The 16,918-nt window shown below is 62.0% G+C and carries 15 protein-coding genes; 7 read left to right on the top strand and 8 right to left on the bottom strand.

Annotated elements, in window-relative coordinates; translation table 11 throughout:
- Positions 1-256: 256 nt before the first annotated feature.
- A complete protein-coding gene (locus tag IGW03_RS07890) occupies positions 257-1,096 on the top strand; it encodes an alpha/beta fold hydrolase (protein WP_194721978.1) in 840 nt (279 codons plus the stop codon).
- 31 nt (positions 1,097-1,127) lie between these two features.
- Here the strand turns inward: IGW03_RS07890 and IGW03_RS07885 are convergent, their stop codons facing one another.
- Positions 1,128-2,693, bottom strand: a complete 1,566-nt coding sequence (locus tag IGW03_RS07885; RefSeq protein ID WP_194721977.1) for a methyl-accepting chemotaxis protein — start codon at positions 2,691-2,693, stop codon at positions 1,128-1,130.
- A 170-nt stretch (positions 2,694-2,863) separates the two neighbouring features.
- On the opposite strand from IGW03_RS07885, the gene IGW03_RS07880 reads away from it, so the two are divergent.
- The gene (locus IGW03_RS07880) at positions 2,864-4,345 is read left to right on the top strand and encodes a sensor histidine kinase (RefSeq protein ID WP_194721976.1); all 1,482 of its coding nucleotides are present in this window, start codon (positions 2,864-2,866) and stop codon (positions 4,343-4,345) included.
- Entirely contained in the window at positions 4,342-4,956 is a 615-nt protein-coding gene (locus IGW03_RS07875) for a response regulator transcription factor (RefSeq protein WP_194721975.1), read from the top strand. The genes IGW03_RS07880 and IGW03_RS07875 overlap by 4 nt, the downstream gene beginning before the upstream one ends.
- Before the next feature lie 16 nt (positions 4,957-4,972).
- Here IGW03_RS07875 and IGW03_RS07870 read toward each other — a convergent pair whose 3' ends face one another.
- Together IGW03_RS07870 and IGW03_RS38850 are read right to left on the bottom strand one after the other, a co-directional pair.
- A complete protein-coding gene (locus IGW03_RS07870) occupies positions 4,973-5,695 on the bottom strand; it encodes a hypothetical protein (protein ID WP_194721974.1) in 723 nt (240 codons plus the stop codon).
- A gap of 325 nt (positions 5,696-6,020) precedes the next feature.
- Positions 6,021-7,748, bottom strand: a complete 1,728-nt coding sequence (locus IGW03_RS38850) for a methyl-accepting chemotaxis protein (RefSeq protein WP_194721973.1) — start codon at positions 7,746-7,748, stop codon at positions 6,021-6,023.
- Between the two features lie 496 nt (positions 7,749-8,244).
- On the opposite strand from IGW03_RS38850, the gene IGW03_RS07860 reads away from it, so the two are divergent.
- Entirely contained in the window at positions 8,245-8,745 is a 501-nt protein-coding gene (locus IGW03_RS07860) for a GlcG/HbpS family heme-binding protein (protein WP_194721972.1), read from the top strand.
- A 53-nt stretch (positions 8,746-8,798) separates the two neighbouring features.
- Here IGW03_RS07860 and IGW03_RS07855 read toward each other — a convergent pair whose 3' ends face one another.
- The 5 genes from IGW03_RS07855 to IGW03_RS07835 all read right to left on the bottom strand — a co-directional run bounded on the left by IGW03_RS07855 (position 8,799) and on the right by IGW03_RS07835 (position 13,869).
- Positions 8,799-9,890, bottom strand: coding sequence for a porin (locus IGW03_RS07855; RefSeq protein ID WP_194721971.1), 1,092 nt, complete (start codon positions 9,888-9,890; stop codon positions 8,799-8,801).
- A 127-nt stretch (positions 9,891-10,017) separates the two neighbouring features.
- Positions 10,018-10,539, bottom strand: coding sequence for a 2-oxo-4-hydroxy-4-carboxy-5-ureidoimidazoline decarboxylase (uraD, locus tag IGW03_RS07850; protein ID WP_194721970.1), 522 nt, complete (start codon positions 10,537-10,539; stop codon positions 10,018-10,020).
- Entirely contained in the window at positions 10,536-11,489 is a 954-nt protein-coding gene (puuE, locus tag IGW03_RS07845) for an allantoinase PuuE (protein ID WP_194721969.1), read from the bottom strand. Before puuE ends, uraD begins: the two co-directional genes overlap by 4 nt.
- Positions 11,490-11,510: 21 nt before the next feature.
- Complete coding sequence (locus IGW03_RS07840; RefSeq protein WP_194721968.1) at positions 11,511-13,025, bottom strand: nucleobase:cation symporter-2 family protein; 1,515 nt, start codon at positions 13,023-13,025, stop codon at positions 11,511-11,513.
- A gap of 100 nt (positions 13,026-13,125) precedes the next feature.
- Entirely contained in the window at positions 13,126-13,869 is a 744-nt protein-coding gene (locus tag IGW03_RS07835; RefSeq protein ID WP_194721967.1) for a GntR family transcriptional regulator, read from the bottom strand.
- Positions 13,870-14,142: 273 nt separating this feature from the next.
- On the opposite strand from IGW03_RS07835, the gene uraH reads away from it, so the two are divergent.
- Genes uraH through IGW03_RS07820 form a run of 3 tightly spaced genes read left to right on the top strand, consistent with a single transcriptional unit; the run spans position 14,143 to position 16,905 of the window.
- On the top strand, positions 14,143-14,496 hold the full coding sequence (gene uraH, locus IGW03_RS07830; protein ID WP_194721966.1) for a hydroxyisourate hydrolase: 354 nt from the start codon (positions 14,143-14,145) through the stop codon (positions 14,494-14,496).
- 41 nt (positions 14,497-14,537) lie between these two features.
- On the top strand, positions 14,538-15,761 hold the full coding sequence (locus tag IGW03_RS07825) for a urate hydroxylase PuuD (RefSeq protein WP_194721965.1): 1,224 nt from the start codon (positions 14,538-14,540) through the stop codon (positions 15,759-15,761).
- Entirely contained in the window at positions 15,742-16,905 is a 1,164-nt protein-coding gene (locus tag IGW03_RS07820; protein ID WP_228535193.1) for a phytanoyl-CoA dioxygenase family protein, read from the top strand. The genes IGW03_RS07825 and IGW03_RS07820 overlap by 20 nt, the downstream gene beginning before the upstream one ends.
- The last annotated feature ends 13 nt before the right edge of the window (positions 16,906-16,918 follow it).

The following is a 16,918-nucleotide window of genomic DNA, read 5'->3' as shown; positions in this document are numbered from 1 at the left end:
CAACGCATTGACGCACCGCTCAGCCGTAACCGGCGAGCACCGCCAGCCCCTGGACACCGGAACGATAGCCAGCCGGGGCTCCACTGCTTGACACCATTTCCTTATCTAGGCAATGCCTGAGAGCGCCTTCATTACCGGTTGTCTTTCCCGATGCCAATAGAAGACATTTCCGCCGTAGAGAACCTTTGTGTTGCAGCTTTATCTATGTATGGCAGCATACAAAATCTGTCCATGTCAAAACAAGAAAGGACGCAGCATGCAAACCATTGAAGTCGGCCGTTCCGCGAACGGGGAACCGGTTCATCTTGCCTACCAGGATGTAGGAACCGGACGCCCTGTCGTATTGATTCACGGATGGCCTGCGAGCCATGCGATGTGGCAATACCAGAGCGCGGAATTGCCGAAGCACGGCATCCGCGCCATTGCCTACGACAGGCGTGGCTTCGGCCACTCCTCCAAGCCTTGGGAAGGCTATGACTACAACACCCTGGCAGACGACCTGAAGGGATTGCTCGACGGCCTCGATCTGCAGGACGTGACGCTGGTCGGCTTCTCCATGGGCGGTGGCGAAGTCGCCCGCTACATGGCGCGGCATGGCGGTGCCCGCGTCGCCAAGGTCGTGTTCGTGGGCTCGGTCACGCCCTATCTCATGAAGGCCGGCGACAACCCCGAGGGCGTGGATGCTGCGGTCTTTCAGCAGATGCTGGAAGGCCTGAACAAGGATTGGCCCGACTTCCTGGCGACATTCGGCAAGCAGTTCTTCAATGTCGGCATGCTCAAGCACCCGGTATCGCAGGCCACGCTGGACTGGATGCAGCACCTGACGCTGCAGGCTTCACTGAAAGCCACGCTGGACTGCGTGCATGCCTTCGCGGAGACCGACTTCCGCAACGACTTCGCCGGCATTTCCGTGCCCGCGCTGGTCATTCACGGCGATGCCGACCAGGTCGTGCCGCCGGAGGCAAGCGCGAACCGCACCGTCGAACTGCTGCGCTCGGTGCAATACAAGGTCTACGAAGGCGGCTCGCATGGCCTGTTCGTGACGCACAAGGACGAGCTGAACCGCGACCTGGTGCACTTCGTCAGCGGAGCTTGACGCGGAATCCGGAAGTGCCTTCGCGGAAAGCCTAGAGCTTCTGCAGGGCATTTGCCGGCAGCCTGAACTGCGCCACCGCTTCGTTGAGCAGGTGCGCCTGCTCCTCGAGCGACTCCGCAGCCGCGGCGGCCTGCTCCACCAGCGCCGCGTTCTGCTGCGTTACCGTATCCATCTGAGACACCGCGATGCTGACCTGGTCGATGCCGCCGCTTTGCTCGACGGAGGCATGGCTGATCTCGCTCATGATGCTTTCAACGCGTCCGACCGCGCCGACGATTTTTTCCATGGTCTTGCCGGCCTGATCCACCATCGCGGCGCCCTGATTCACCTGCAACGCCGAGTGGTCGATCAGTTCCTTGATCTCCTTGGCTGCTGCTGCGGAACGCTGGGCCAGATTGCGTACCTCGCTCGCCACCACGGCGAATCCGCGCCCTTCCTCGCCTGCGCGCGCCGCCTCCACCGCGGCGTTGAGCGCCAGGATGTTGGTCTGGAAGGCGATGCCCTCGATGACGCCGATGATGTCGACAATGCGCGCGGAAGAGGCGCTGATGCCGTTCATCGTGACCACGACATCATTTACCACCTTGCCGCCCTCCTCGGCAATGCGCAGCGCGTCGCCCGACAGGCTGCTGGCCTGTTTGGCATTGTTGGCATTGCGCTTGACGGTATCGGCCAGGTTTTCCATGCTGCTCGCAGTCTCCTGCAGGGATGCCGCCTGCTCCTCGGTGCGCTGCGACAGGTCGGCATTGCCAGTCGCGATTTCCTGGCTGGCCGTGGCGATGAGTTCGGAACCCGTGCGCATCTTGCCGACCATGGCGGAAAGACCGGACTGCATGCGGATCAGGCCCTCCATCAGGCGGCCGATCTCGTTGCGCCCGCAAGGCTCGATGCGCGCGCTCAAATCGCCGCCGGCAATGCGGTCGAGCTGTACCATCATTTCGCCCAGCGGCTGCACGATGGACCGGCGGATCATCCATGCCACGAAGGCGCCGAGCAGCACGCCGATGACGATCACCGACACCGCAATGCGTTCGAACATCCTGAAATCCTGCTGCCCCTGTTCATACTCGGTCTTGGCGCTGTTGAGCTGCATTTGCGCCAGTTCCGTGCCGCGTGCATTGAGTTCGCGGTCGAGGGCGGGAAGAACTTCCATCACGTTGCGGCCGATTGCGTCGCGGTCGAGTGCCTGCAGCGACTTGATCAGCACCGCCGCGCCATTGTTGAAGAAGGCGTCGCGCTTGGCGGCGACATCGGCGGCAAGCGCTTCTTCCTTTTCATTGCGGGGAAGCGCGACATAGGCATTCCACGCCTGCCGGGATTTCTGCATGAAGGCTTCGGCGCCGGCGATGCGCTTGGCCGCGTCGGGGGAGTCCGGCGCGAAGGCCGCCTGGTCGAGCAGCACCCGCACGAGCATCTGGTTGGAACGCGCGTCGGCCAGATGAATGCTGGCCGCCAGCTGGTTCTCGTACAGATGGCGCGTGGCCTCGTTGCTCTTGTAGAGGGATGCCAGCGCCGCCGCGCCGGAAACGATCAGCAGCAGGCTGTTGAATGCGATCAACCACACAAGACGCATTCCGACGCTGGTGTTACGAAACATGCAAGCTCCTTCGGGCAGAGATCGAACCGGAAAAACACAGTGACGCGGCGCCATCTGTACATGCCGCGGAGCTTAGCCTACTATACAAACTTTGTATACAATACTTGCTCGTTCGGAATGGCCTGCGTTGTTTTGAGGCAATTTTCCGCGGCACCGCCGGAAAGGCCGACATGCCCATGCGTCATTTTTTCAAGAACCGGACCCGCAGCCTCGCCTGGCTGGCCGCATGGCTGGCGTGTACGGCAGGCGGCAGCGGCTGGCTCTGTTATTCGGATTTCCAGGCACAGCGCCAGCTCTTCGAAACCGACAGCCGGATTGCCCACCGATTGCTGACGCAGCGGACCGTGCAGCACGACACCATCCTCGCCACGCTCGCGGCCGTCGGCGCCGAGGATGCGAAATGCGCACCGTCGGCGCGTGCGCAGATCATGCGCATCTATCCCCAGATCACTGCCGTGCTGTGCAGCCGCATGGAGCCGTCCTGGGATGCGACGCTGTTCAAGGCGGAGGCCGCCTCCCGCCGCAGCGGACATGCGGAGGTCGCCGGCGGCGACTTCACGCGCGGCCGATACTGGCTGGTGCAGGCCGGGGAGCGCGACAGCTGGGCCCTGCAGATCGACATGCGCCAAATGGTTCCGCGCACCGAATGGCCGACCGCTCCGCTGCAGGTGCAGCTGCATGATGCCGGCAGCAGCATGCTGCTGCAGCAGGGACCGCTGGCGGCGGCCGCATGGCAGATGGATTTCAGCAAGCATCTTTCCTCCGACAGCCAGCCTTTCGGTCTTCTCATCCGGCGCGGCCTTGCCTGGTCAGACCTGCCGCTGGCGGCAATTGCGATCTGGAGCGTGCTGTCCGCGCTGATCGTGGCCGCAGCCTATGCAGCGCGCCGGCAAGCCGTGGAACGACGGCGGGCGGAAAGCCTGCTGCGCCTGCGCCGCGCCGAGCGGCTCAGTACGCTGGGAGAGCTGTCGGCGGGCGTGGCGCACGAACTGAACCAGCCGCTGACCGCGATACTCGCCAATTGCCAGGCGGCGCGTCGCCTGCTGGACATGGAGAAAAGCGAGGTGCAGGCGGCAACGGCGGCGCTTGGTCATGCGATCGCCCAAGCCAAGCGCGCCAGCGCCGTCATCAACCGCCTGCGAAGCCTGGTGGAACAGCGGCAGCAGGAACAGCCGATCAGTCCTGTCGTACTGGGCGACGCGGTGCGGCGGGCGCTGCACCTGCTGGAGCCGGAGCTGCAGCAGCGGCACACGGCGCCGGTGCATATCGAAGAATCGGCGCCCGTCACCGTGCAGGCCGACCCCGTTGCGCTGGACCAGATCCTGCACAACCTGCTGCTCAATGCCCTGCAGGCGATGGATGGCATGCCGGTCGCCGCGCGCCGTCTGCGCATTCATATTGCATCGGGGAGCGTTGTCGGCGCGGCCGTGCTGCGCATTGCCGACAACGGTCCGGGCATTCCGGCGCAGGCATTGCCGCGACTGTTCGAGCCTTTCTATACGACCAGGGAAAACGGGCTGGGGCTGGGACTGACGCTGTGTGAAACCCTCGCCGGCAACATGGGCTGTGCGATCAGCGCCACCAACGGAACGACAGGCGGCGCGGAATTTTCACTGCGCTTTTCACGAATGGAAGAGGAGATGGCGGCATGAGCTCGGTATTGCCGGTGATATATCTGATCGACGATGACGACGCCGTGCGCCAAGGCCTCGCATTGCTCCTGTCCACCGTCGGCATGCAGGTGCAGTCGCATGCGAATGCCGACTCCTTCCTGCTGCGCTTCGATCCGGAGCAGCCCGGCGCCATCCTGCTCGATGTGCGCATGCCCGGCGGCAGCGGCATGAGCCTGCTCGACCGCCTGATGGCGATGAACGTGACGCAGCCGGTCATCATTCTCACCGGGCACGCCACCGTGGACTTGTGCCGGCGCGCATTCAAGTCCGGCGCCACCGAATTCCTCGAAAAACCGGTGGATGACGAAGTGCTGATCGATACGCTGCAAAAGGCGCTCAAGACCCACCTGCTGCAGAAAAGCCGCAAGGAAGCCGAGCGCACGGCGCAGGAACGCTTCGCCCGCCTGTCCGCGCGGGAGCGCGAGGTGCTGGAATTGCTGGTGGCGGGCCTGACCAACCGCGAGATCGGCCGTGCGCTGGATCTGTCGCCGCGCACGGTGGAAGTGCACCGCGCCAATCTCGCCGAGAAGCTGGAAGCCGAGACGCTGGCGCAGCTGGTGCGGCAGTATGCGCCGCTGGTGGAAGGTTGAGTTTGTGTCTACCCGCTTACAGCGACATCAGTTTCTGCAATTCTTCCTGCGACAGCATTCCGACGCTGTTTCCTTCACCGATCTGAACCTCGCCCCAATTATCCAGAAGTACACTTGCGGCGCGGATGACTTGTGGGTCGTCGATCATTAGAAATTGCTTTCCATCTTTCGTAGGGAGGTACATTCCATGCGCGTTGGCTACGTATTTCAGATCTCGCTCGGCCATGTTCCAACTGCCGCCTAGTCTCTTGGAAACATAGTCATCAAAAATCTTTGCCGCCTCGGCAGGCGGCATCTCGCTATTACGATTTCTCCATTCTCCATTTGGAGAATGGTCTGCCGCTCCATGCAACCTGCCATTCTTGATCGCGGCGTCAATATCCCAGATACCCATTACGAGGTCATGCGTACCGTTGTGGCCTCCATCCAGTCTGCGAAATAGCGTTAGACCGTCATGATTGAATTTCCGAAACGCTGCTTTATCCTGTTCCGTTAACGTATAAGTTTTTCCATCAATTGAAATATCACTTGAACCTTCCTTGGGTAAACGGGCTGCACCCTGGACCGTTTGAAAACCTATCATCCCATTTGGCATGTTGTTGTACATCCAACTGCGCACCGTCAGCGCTGCCTGATAGTCGGTGAGATTATAGTTGCCATCGGCTCCTCGCTTGACTTGCGGAGCGTTGTAGTCATCAGGCCTGAAATTATATTTCAGTGAGGAGTTTACGGCGCCCATGGAAGCCTCGCATCAAAAATAAGATTATAGAAATTGCCAATGCCATCCTGATTGATCGGCTTGTCATTTCTTGTTCGATTCGTCTACTGACTCATCATATGTGGCACAAGGCGGCCTTGAGTTCCTTCCTGCGTGCGCGCATGCAAGCAGCTGCCGCGTACATCAAACAACGATGCGTACAGTTCGACGTGCAGCCGCCTGAAAAGAAAAGGACCCACCACGCGGTGAGTCCTTTCATGCTGCCTGGCTTCGGCATGGACCGGTTTTGCGGGAACGGAAACCGTTCCCTGCATCGGTTACTGGGTGTTTGTTTCAGGCTGAATGTTTAAAATTCTTCCCATTCCCCGCCGGCATGCGCCGCAGGCGCGACCTGCGGGCGGGGCGCAACCGCAACCGCGCGCCTGTTCTGGGGTCTCGACGCCACAATGTGACGATGGCCGGAACGCACATCCTGCGCTGGTGGCGCCGCGACGCCCGCTCCCCTTCCCGCACCTGCGTTCAGCTTGAACACGCTCACCAGCTGCGCCAGCCGCATTGCCTGGTCGCGCATCGCATCCGACGCGGCGGCGGCTTCTTCCACCAGCGCCGCGTTCTGCTGGGTCACTTCATCCATCTGCGTGACGGCCTGATTGATCTGCTCGATGCCCGCCGTCTGCTCCTCGCTGGCCGCACTGATTTCTCCGACGATATCGGTGACGCGGCGCACGCTGCCGACGATCTCCTCCATGGTCGTTCCCGCCTCGCTGACGAGCGTGCTGCCCGTCTCGACCCGCTCCACCGAACGGTCGATCAGCGACTTGATCTCCTTGGCTGCCGCCGCGCTGCGCTGGGCCAGCGTACGCACTTCGGAAGCCACCACCGCAAAACCCCTGCCCTGTTCGCCGGCGCGGGCTGCTTCCACTGCGGCGTTCAGCGCCAGGATGTTCGTCTGGAAGGCGATGCCGTCGATGACGCCGATGATGTCGACGATCTTGCGCGAGGAGTCGGTAATTTCGCCCATCGTCGCGACCACTTGCCCGATGACATCGCCGCCCCGCACCGCGATGCCGGAAGCCGTATTGGCGAGCGTGCTGGCCTGGCGCGCATTGTCGGCGTTCTGCTTGACGGTGGAAGTCATTTCTTCCATCGAGGATGCGGTCTCTTCCAGCGTGCTGGCCTGCTCCTCGGTGCGCGACGACAGATCCTGGCTGCCTGCCGCCACCTGCGACGATGCCGTGGCAATCGTTTCCGTGCCGGTACGCACATCGCTGACGATGGCCGCAAGGCTGTCGCGCATCTGGCGCAGGCCGAACATCATGCTGCTGCTGTCGTCCTTGCGGACAGGAATGTCGACGGTGAGATCGCCCGCCGCGATACGCGCGGCCACCTCGTTGGCCTGTTCCGGTTCGCCGCCCAGCTGCCGGGTCAGCCGGCGCGTGATCAAAATGCCGAGGATGAGGCCGGCGAGCGTGCTGCAGACGGTGAGCGCGATCATGAAGTTGCGGCTGCTCCTGTACACGCCGGCGGCATCTTCGGCCGCGACCTTGGCGCGTGCCTCCTTCTGGTCGGCGAGTTCGCTGAGCAGCTTGTCGAGCGCATTGGCATGCTGGCGGGTTTCGGCAAGCGCCGCCGTCAACTCAGGGCTGCGCTGGGCCAGCGCCTCCTGCTGCGCCAGTTTCAGGGAATTGGCGGTGGACTGCGCATACTGCGCCGCGAGGCGGTCGTACTCGGCAAACAGTTCGCGCGCCTTGTCGGTGACGAACAGCGGCCGGGCCTTGTCGATATGCTCGCGCAGCTCGTCGGCATACTTGCGGATGTTGTCGATGTTGGTGCGGCGCTCCTCATCGGTGGTGGAAAGCAGCACGTTGCCGCGCGCCCGCCCGATATAGATGAGGTTGATGTTGGCTTCCTTGATATTGGAAAGCCCCTGCAGCTCGTTTTCATACATGCGCTCGGCAAGCGTATTGATGCGGCTCATGTTGAATATGCCGATGCCGGCGACGATTGCGCCAAGCACGGCGATGGACAGAAAACCCGCCAGCAGGCGGGTACCAAGTTTTACATGATTGAACATAAGTTCTCCCTTCATTTCGCCCCCGCATGCCGGTCGGCTGACCGAGCGGAAATGGGACGTGCAATGGTGCCGGCCAAGGCTTGGGCCGCACAGATGCGATGGATGGTGGTACTGCAGAAGTCGGGTTGTTAACCGCGGGGTCGGGGCGGGAGATCGGGGTGCTGCAAACAGCATTCACCGATTTTCAGGAAAATGTTACCGGCTGTCAACACAATGAAGCCACTTTGTCTCGCCCAAACCGGTTCTATGCGACATTGGTCAGGCCACCGGGTTACTCATTCCGGCAGTTCATTGTCATTCCGGCATGAATTCATGGGCGTTCGCGGGCTTGCGTCCGGTGCGGTTGTCATCATTGCATCACGCCACCCACAGCTTCAGGCACTACGTAAAGTTACTTAGCGCCGCACGGGGCTTTGCGGATTTTTCGAATGCAGCGCCTTGCTAACCTGCTTGCACGGTCATCCGGACCGACAACCAACAATACCAAGGAGCTCAAATGCATCTCGCCACCAAGACCCTGTCCGCCGCACTGATCGCGCTCGCCATGTCGGCTGCGCCGGCCACCCATGCGCAAGTGCGCACCGAACGCAACATCGGCCTGGAGCTGGCCAGCCAGATCGCCGCCGCCGGCGTCGCGGCCTGCGCCGAGAAGGGTTATGCGGTGTCGGTCACCGTCGTCGACCGCGCCGGCACGGTAAAGGCGGTGCAACGGGCAGACGCGGCCGGCCCGCATACGCTGCCGTCGAGCCAGCAAAAGGCTTATACCTCGGCGTCCGCGAAGGCATCGACATTGATGATGATGGAAAACGCGCAGAAGAATGCCGGCGCGGCAAACCTGGTGTATCTGCCGGGCTTCCTGCTGCTCGGCGGCGGCTTGCCGATCAAGGCGGGCAACGACGTGATCGGCGGCATCGGCATCGGCGGCGCGCCGGGCGGCCATCTGGATGACCAGTGCGCTCAGGCGGCACTGGAGAAGGTCAGGGAACAGCTGAAGTAAATACCCGACTATGCGGCGCAGACATGCAGTCTGCGCCGCAGCCGTTCATTCCGTCAGAAACGGTGGCGCACGCCGACGCCGACACTTCCCTCCCTGCTTGCGCCCGTGATCTTGTCCGCCATGTAGATCGCGTATACGTCGGTGCGCTTGGACAGCAGATAGTCATAGCCGACCGACAGGGTGTCTCGCTTCAGGTCGGCGCCGACCAGGCTGCCGTCGCGCTTGGTCCTCGCATAGCTGGCCAGCACCGAACCCTGCCCTGCCGGCACGCTCGCGCCCAGGCTGACCGTCTTGTCCTTCATGTCCGCGGCGGTCGGCGTGTCATCGTCATTGACCTGATAGGTGGCGAACAGCTTGGCGACATTGAGGTTGTAACTGCCGCCCAGGAAATAAGCCTTCTGCTTGTTGATGGCGCGGTAGTTGACCGGCGCAGCGGTCGCATCGATCAGCGCGGCGCCGCCGTTGGGATTGCTGACCTGAGCGTTGTGGTAGAACGCCGCCAAGCCGAGCGGCCCCTTCGCATACAGCAGATTGACACCGATGTTGTTGGTGCCGCTGCTGCCGGCCACTTCGCCGAACTGGTAATGCACGTTGGCGCGCAAGCCGTTGAAGTCCGGCGTGGAATAGATGATCTGGTTGCTCCAGCCGCTGTCGGCCGCATTCGAGGCGATCCAGGTGCGCGCGCCGAAGGCGCCCGACGGCACGTAGGCATGCACGACCAGCGGCGAGAAGTTGAAGGAATCGCCGAAGGGATTGAACAGCACGGTCGGCAGGAAGCTCGGCGCAAGCCCGCGGCCGAACTGTATCTTGCCGAAGCCGCCGGCGATGCCGATGTTGGCGTCGCGCGAGAAAAGATTGTCTCCGCCGAAACGTCCGGATGTGCCGGTATCGCCCTGGAAGAAGCCGTTGAGCGCGAATTCGGCGCGCAGGCCGCCGCCCAGATCTTCGCTGCCCTTGAATCCGAAATACGAGGTGGTCATGCCGCCGCTGTTGACGACGGAACGGCGGCCGGCGTCGCCGCTGTATTTCAGCGAACCGGCGAACAGGTCGACCGCGCCCTGTACGGCGACGCTGGATTGCGCCTGCGCCGTCGCGGCCTGCAGGCAGGCTGCGGCAACGAGCAGGGATATTGTCCTGATTTTCATGGTGTCTCCTCCGAAGTGTGTTTTTGATGGTGTAGCTGCGTGACGCGGGCGCGAGCATTACCCGCTTTCCTTGCCTGAGGCAGGAAGGCGGGCGGCTCGTTCTGATGTTGTGATATTCAGGCCAGGATCAGGCCTGTACGCTGTCGGCGAGGCGGAAGCCACCGATGCGGATGATCTGCTCGATGCATTCCCTGGCCTCTGCATCGCGCGGATTTTCCAGGCGGCGCGCGAAGTTGTCGAGGATGCTGTGCCGGTCGTGGCCCTTGACGGCGATGACGAAGGGGAAGCCGAACTTGTCGTTGTAGCGCTGGTTCAGGTCCTGCATGCGCGCGAATTCCTCCGGGCTGCACTGGTCCAGCCCCGCGCCCTTCTGCTCGCGGGTCGATTCCTCGGTCAGCTCGCCGCGCACCGCCGCCTTGCCCGCCAGTTCCGGGTGGGCGCGGATGAGCGCCAGGCGCTCGTCCTCGGCGGCATCGCGCACCGCTGCTGCCATCGCATCATGCAGTTGCTGCACGCTGGCAAAAGGCCGCTTTGCCGCCGCGCGTTCGGCCACCCAGGGCGAATGTTCGAAAATCGCGCCGAGCGTGTTGGTGAATTCGGCAACGCTCATCGCGTTCAGCACGGCCAGGGATGTGGTCTTGTTTGTCATTTCGCTTGCTTCGCTTGATAGGGATAGGTGTTGATCCAGTGGTTGGCAATGTCGATGCGGCGGCAGATCCAGACCTTGTCGTGCGACTGCACATAGTCAAGGAAGCGCTGCAGCGCGCGGAAGCGGCCCGGCCGTCCCAGCAGCCGGCAATGCATGCCGATCGACAGCATCTTCGGCCGGTCCTGGCCCTGCGGATCGCCTTCTTCGTAGAGCACGTCGAAGCTGTCCTTCAGGTACTGGAAAAACTGCTCGCCGGTGTTGAAGCCCTGCGCGGTGGCGAAGCGCATGTCGTTGCTGTCGAGCGTGTACGGCACCACCAGGTGCGGCTTGGCTGCGCCGGACGAGGTCTGCACCTCGGTCCAGAACGGCAGGTCGTCGCCGTAATAGTCGGAGTCGTAGGTAAAGCCGCCTTGCTCGACCACCAGCCTGCGGGTGTTGGGCGAGTCGCGGCCGGTGTACCAGCCGAGCGGCGCATTGCCGGTCAGTTCGCGCTGGATGTCGATGGCGATGCGCATGTGCTCCCGCTCGGTCGCCTCGTCCATGTTCTGGTAATGAATCCAGCGCCAGCCGTGGCAGGCGATCTCATGGCCGAGGTCGACGAAGGCCTGCGTGAGGTCGCGATGGCGCTGCAGGGCCATCGCGACGCCGAATACGGTCAGCGGCAGCTTGCGCTGCTCGAACTCGCGCAGAATGCGCCAGACCCCGGCCCGCGAACCGTATTCGTAGATCGATTCCATCGACATGTGACGCGATTCGAACGCGGCCGCGCCGATGATCTCCGACAGGAATTGCTCGGAGGCCTTGTCGCCGTGCAGCACGCAGTTTTCGCCGCCCTCTTCGTAATTGAGCACGAATTGCACGGCGATGCGGGCCTGGTCGGGCCAGCGCGCGTGAGGCAGGTTGCGGCCGTAGCCGATCAGGTCGCGTGGATAACTGTTTGAGTTCTGCATGGCGAGTCGTTGAAGGATGGTTTATTCGCTTCCGTGGGAATTGGCCTTGGCTGCCGCTTCGGCGTCTTCCTGGGAGGCGATGCCGTTGAAGAAAATGTTGAGCAGCACCGCGACGATGGCTGCCAGAAGGATACCGCTGTGCAGCAGGGGCGACAGTGCCTTGGGCATGTGCTGCGCATAGCGCTCGGCCACCAGCGGCAGCATGCCGAAGCCGATCGAGATTGCAACGATGAACAGGTTGTGGCGGTTGGTCTTGTAATCCACCGAGGACAGGATGCGGATGCCGGTCGCGGCCACCATGCCGAACATCACCAGGCCGGCGCCGCCCAGCACGAACTGCGGCACTGCTTCGGCCGCCTGCGCGATCTTGGGAATGACGCCCATGATGATCAGGATGACGCCGGCCGCCACGCACACCCAGCGGCTCTTGACGCCGGTGACGCCGACCAGGCCGACGTTCTGCGAGAACGACGTGTACGGGAAGGTATTGAAGACGCCGCCGATGATGGTGCCCAGACCGTCAACGCGCAGGCCGCGGGTGATGTCTTCCTTGTTGATGCGCTTGCCGGTCAGTTCGCCGAGCGCGAGGAACATGCCGGTCGATTCGATCATCACCACCAGCATCACCAGCGTCATGGTCAGGATGGCGACCACATCGAAGGTCGGCATGCCGAACTGGAAAGGCGTGACGACAGCGAAGGTTTTCGCCGCGGAGACCTTGGCGAAATCGACCTTGCCGAGAAAGTAGGAGAGCGTGGTGCCGGCGACGATGCCGGTGAGCACCGCGATATTGCACAGGAAGCCCTTGCCATATTTGGCGACGAGCAGGATCACCACCAGCACGAACAGCGCAATGCCGAGGTTGTCTAGCGCGGCATAGGCAGGATTGGGGATCATCGGCGCCGGGCCTGCGGGCAGCGCGGTGCCGGCTTCCTTCGCCGCGGCGACCAGTTGCGCGAATGCCGGGTCGGGAATGGTCGCCATGTTCGGCGTGCCGCCCATGGCCCAGTTGACGCCGACGCGCATGAGCGAAATGCCGATCACCGCGATGATGGTGCCGGTGACGACCGGCGGGAACAATGCCAGCACGCGGCCGACAAAGGGCGCGATCAGGAGCGAGATCACACCCGCGCCTATCACCGCGCCGAAGATGCCGGTGACGCCGAGCGTCGGATCGGCTCCCATGGCCAGCATCGGGCTGACCGAGGCGAAGGTCACGCCCATCATGACCGGCAGGCGAATGCCGAACAGCTTGCCGATGCCGAGCGACTGGATCAGCGTCACCACGCCGCAGCAGAAGAGGTCGGCGCTGATCAGCGCCGCCACCTGCTCCGGCGCAAGCTTGAGCGCGCGGCCGATGATGAGCGGCACCGCGATCGCGCCCGCGTACATGACGAGCACGTGCTGCAGGCCGAGCATGGTGAGCTTGCCCGCAGGCAGCCGCTCATCGACGGCGTTGACGGCATTGGCTGCGGGCGGATGGTTGGTATCCGGTGAAGCTGGCGCCGCAGTTGCGGCGGTCGGGGGTGTGTTCATGTCGTCTCCAATTCTGGAATGGGTGTGAAGTGGATTTTTATTATTGGGTGCTGTCTATGCAGCTTCTGTATGCCGTACCTGCGGGTGAACGGTCTTGCTACTACGCGTCGCCCTTGCTGAGGGCGGCGCGCAGGTCAAAGCGCTTTTCCGGGCGCTTGAGCATCCGGCATGCGCATTGTTCGAGGTGGTGCGCCATTTCATGCTGCGCACCTTTTTCGTCCTTGTTCTGAAGGGCATCGATTACCAGCAGGTGTTCGTCGAACGAGCACGGCTGCTGGCCGGTGGTTTCGGTGGTGGAAATGAGCAAAGTGGTGCGCGATACCAGCCGGCGCAGCATGTCGACCAGCAGCATGTTGCCGGTAAGCTTGGCCAGCTCGATATGGAAGTCGGCCGACAGGCGAATCCACAACGGGCGGTTGCCCTGCATGTAGGCATCGCGCTCGCGCTCGATCATCTTGCGCAGCTTGTCGAAGTCGGCCGCCGTGGCTTTCTGCGCCACCTTCTGCATCACCATCTGCTCCAGCGTCTGGCGCAGTTCGAACATGTCGTGCGCTTCCTGCTCGCTGGGGCTGGCGATATAGGCGCCGCGGTTGGGCTCCAGGTCCACCAAGCCGTCTGCGGCGAGCTTGCCCAGCACCTTGCGCACATTGTGGCGCGCGAGGTCGTAGATTTCGCCCAGCGTCTGCTCGGTCAGCTTGGTGCCGGCCGGCAGGCGGTGCTCCATGATGGCGTCATAGATTTCGATGTACATCCGCTCTTCCGGCGGCAGGCGCGGTTCTTGCGATTCCCGCGGTATGTCTTGCCGTACAGCAGCGGCGGTCACCAGTTTGGGGCGTGCGGCCATGGGTCTTTCCAGTTCAATGGGCTGAGAATGGGCTGAGCCGGCCGGATCCGGGTTGCTTTTCGATCCGGCAATCTGTCGTTGCACAATAAATCGTTTCTTCGATTGTTGACGAGGATGCCAACGGCTCCTAGAATTGTCAACAATTTGTTGGTCATTTTGTTTAATCTCTTGAGCAGCTGCAGTCACCCATCGCGGCGGCACCTCATGCTCAGCGCCTCGGCCGTTCCGGCACCAGGCTTTGTTTCCCCTATATATCTGATTTCTGGAGTAATGATGAGTCGTCTGACTACGCATGTCCTGGATACCGCGCATGGCAAGCCGGGCCAGGGAATTGAGGTGGTTCTCTACAAGATTGTCGACAATCAGAGAACACGTTTGCTGTCCAAAACCACCAATGCGGATGGCCGCTGCGATGGCCCGCTGCTCGAAGGCGAAGCCTTCCAGTCCGGCATCTATGAACTGGACTTCCATATCGGCAGCTATTTCACCCGCATGGGCGTGCAGCTGCCGCAACCGGCCTTCCTCGATGTGGTGACCCTGCGTTTCGGCGTGGCCGACGCGTCCCAGCACTATCATGTGCCTCTGGTCGCCAGCCCCTGGAGCTATTCGACGTATCGCGGCAGCTGAGCCGCGCTGCAACACGCAAGCATTAAGAAGGAGACATACACATGGAAGGTTATCTGCTCGACTGGGCCAACCTGCTGCTGCGCTGGCTGCACGTCATCGTCGCGATCGCCTGGATCGGTTCCTCGTTTTATTTCGTCTGGCTCGACAACAGCCTGAAACCGCCGACCGACAAGACCCTGAAGGACCAGGGCGTGGGCGGCGAACTGTGGGCCGTGCACGGCGGCGGCTTCTACAATCCGCAAAAGTACCTCGGTGCGCCGCGCCACCTGCCGGAAGACCTGCACTGGTTCTACTGGGAGTCGTACAGCACCTGGCTGTCGGGTTTCGGCCTGTTCTCGGTGCTTTACCTGTTCAATCCCAAGGTCTTCCTGATCGACCCCAATGTCGCCAACCTCACGCCCACCGTCGCGGTGCTGCTGGCCATCGGCTTCCTGGTGGTCGGCTGGCTGTTCTACGACATCCTGTGCCGCATGCTGCAGAAGAACGAGAAGCTGCTGGCAGTGCTGGTAGTGGCCTTCGTCGTGATCGCGTCCTACGCGGCCTGCCACCTGTTCTCCGGCCGCGCGGCATTCCTGATCATCGGCGCGATGATCGCGACCATCATGAGCGCCAACGTGTTCTTCTGGATCATTCCGGGGCAGCGCAAGGTAGTTGCGGCGATGAAGGCCGGCCAGCCGGTGGACCCGATCCACGGCCAGCGCGGCAAGCAGCGCAGCGTGCACAACACCTACTTCACGCTGCCGGTGCTGTTCGCGATGCTGTCGAACCACTACACGATGACCTACAGCCATCCGCACAACTGGCTGGTGCTGGTGCTGATCATGCTGGCCGGCGTGCTGATCCGCCAGTTCTTCATCCTGCGCCACAAGGGCGTGGTCAACCCGGTGTATCCGATCGTTGCCGTGGCGATGCTGGCCGGCACCGCAGCCTGGATCGCACCGAGCAAGCCGGCGGCTGCGCCTGCTTCCGCGCCGTCCACCGCACCGGCAGGCGGCACTCCCGGCGAAGCCGCGGCTGCGGACATCACCCAGGTGCAGGCGCTGATGCAGAAGCATTGCATCCAGTGCCATTCCGCCGCGCCGACCATGATGCCCACCGCGGCCAAGGGCCTGATGTTCGACCAGCCCGAGAAGACCAAGGCGCATGCGCAGCAGATCTACCAGCAGGTGGTGCTGCAGAAGGCCATGCCGCTCGGGAACATCACGAAGATGACCGATGAGGAGCGTGCGCTCATCGGCAAGTGGTATGAGGGTGGAGCGAAGTAAGCCATCTCTTCCCGTTTCTCAAGCCCCGTATCGCGGCATCAGGCCGATACGGGGCTTTTTACTTTTCCGGCTTCCTGCTTCAGGCAGGGCTATTTGCCTTGCATTCGGCCTGGATCGAAGGACCGATCAATCTGTCAAAGAGCTTCAAAACGATTGCTCAACCATTGCAACTTCCGGGAAGCGACTCTCGATGCCGATACAACGCTTGCAGCATTGGACAGTATTGCAAAGATTCTGGGCGCGGGCTCTCGATCCGGCTTTCAAGTCCGAGCAGCATGGCCATATGAACTTCTGGCGTGAAGAAGTGCAAGCGTTGAACCATCTCGGCATTGCGATGGAAACGGCATTGCAGCATCTTTATTTCCATAGGCCGCATCGCGATGCCTTTGAACAATGGCTGATAGAGAACGGCAAGGAGAATGCTGATGCCCATGCCGACGACGCCGAGCCAATGATGGAAGATGTACTGTCGGCAGACGATCTGGCCTCTTGGGGAAAAAATGGCTTTCTGGTATTGCGGAATGCCGTCCCGGCGGAACAATGTCGTGCAACGCAAAAAGCGATCTGGGAATTTCTTCAGGCAAGTCCGGATGATCCCGCATCATGGTACCGGGACCATGACGAAAAGCGAGGGATGATGGTGAGGTTCTTCGATCATCCCGCCCTGAACGCAAATCGCGAATCGAAGAGGATCCACAAGGCTTTTCAGCAGCTCTATGCGAGCCGGAAAATCTGCAGGACGATCGACAAGGTCAGTTTCAATCCGCCGGAACATGAAGCTTATCGCTTCATGGGCAGCGGACTGCACTGGGATGCCAGTCTGGTACTGCCCATACCGTATCGACTGCAGGGTTTGCTATACCTCACCGATTGCGGAGCGGACGACGGCGCCTTCCATTGCGTGCCAGGCTTTCATCACCATATCGGCACATGGCTGTCCTCCCTGCCGCAAGGCGCACAAGCACGGGAACTGGCGCCGCAACAGTTGAAGCCGGTGTCGGTGCCGGGACAGTGCGGCGATCTCGCGATCTGGCATCAAGCGCTTCCACACTGCGCCACGCCCAATCATGGCGTTTTCCCGCGCATGGTCCAGTACCTGACTTATGTGCCTCGTTCTGCCGATGAGCAGAGTGACTGGATATGAAAGGCGGACTTGC

Origin of the sequence: Noviherbaspirillum malthae (assembly GCF_015352985.1) — a bacterium.
In the GTDB taxonomy this organism is placed as follows: Bacteria; Pseudomonadota; Gammaproteobacteria; order Burkholderiales; family Burkholderiaceae_D; genus Noviherbaspirillum; species Noviherbaspirillum malthae.
Note: the sequence above shows the minus strand (reverse complement) of the source record. Positions and strands in the feature narration are given on the sequence as shown.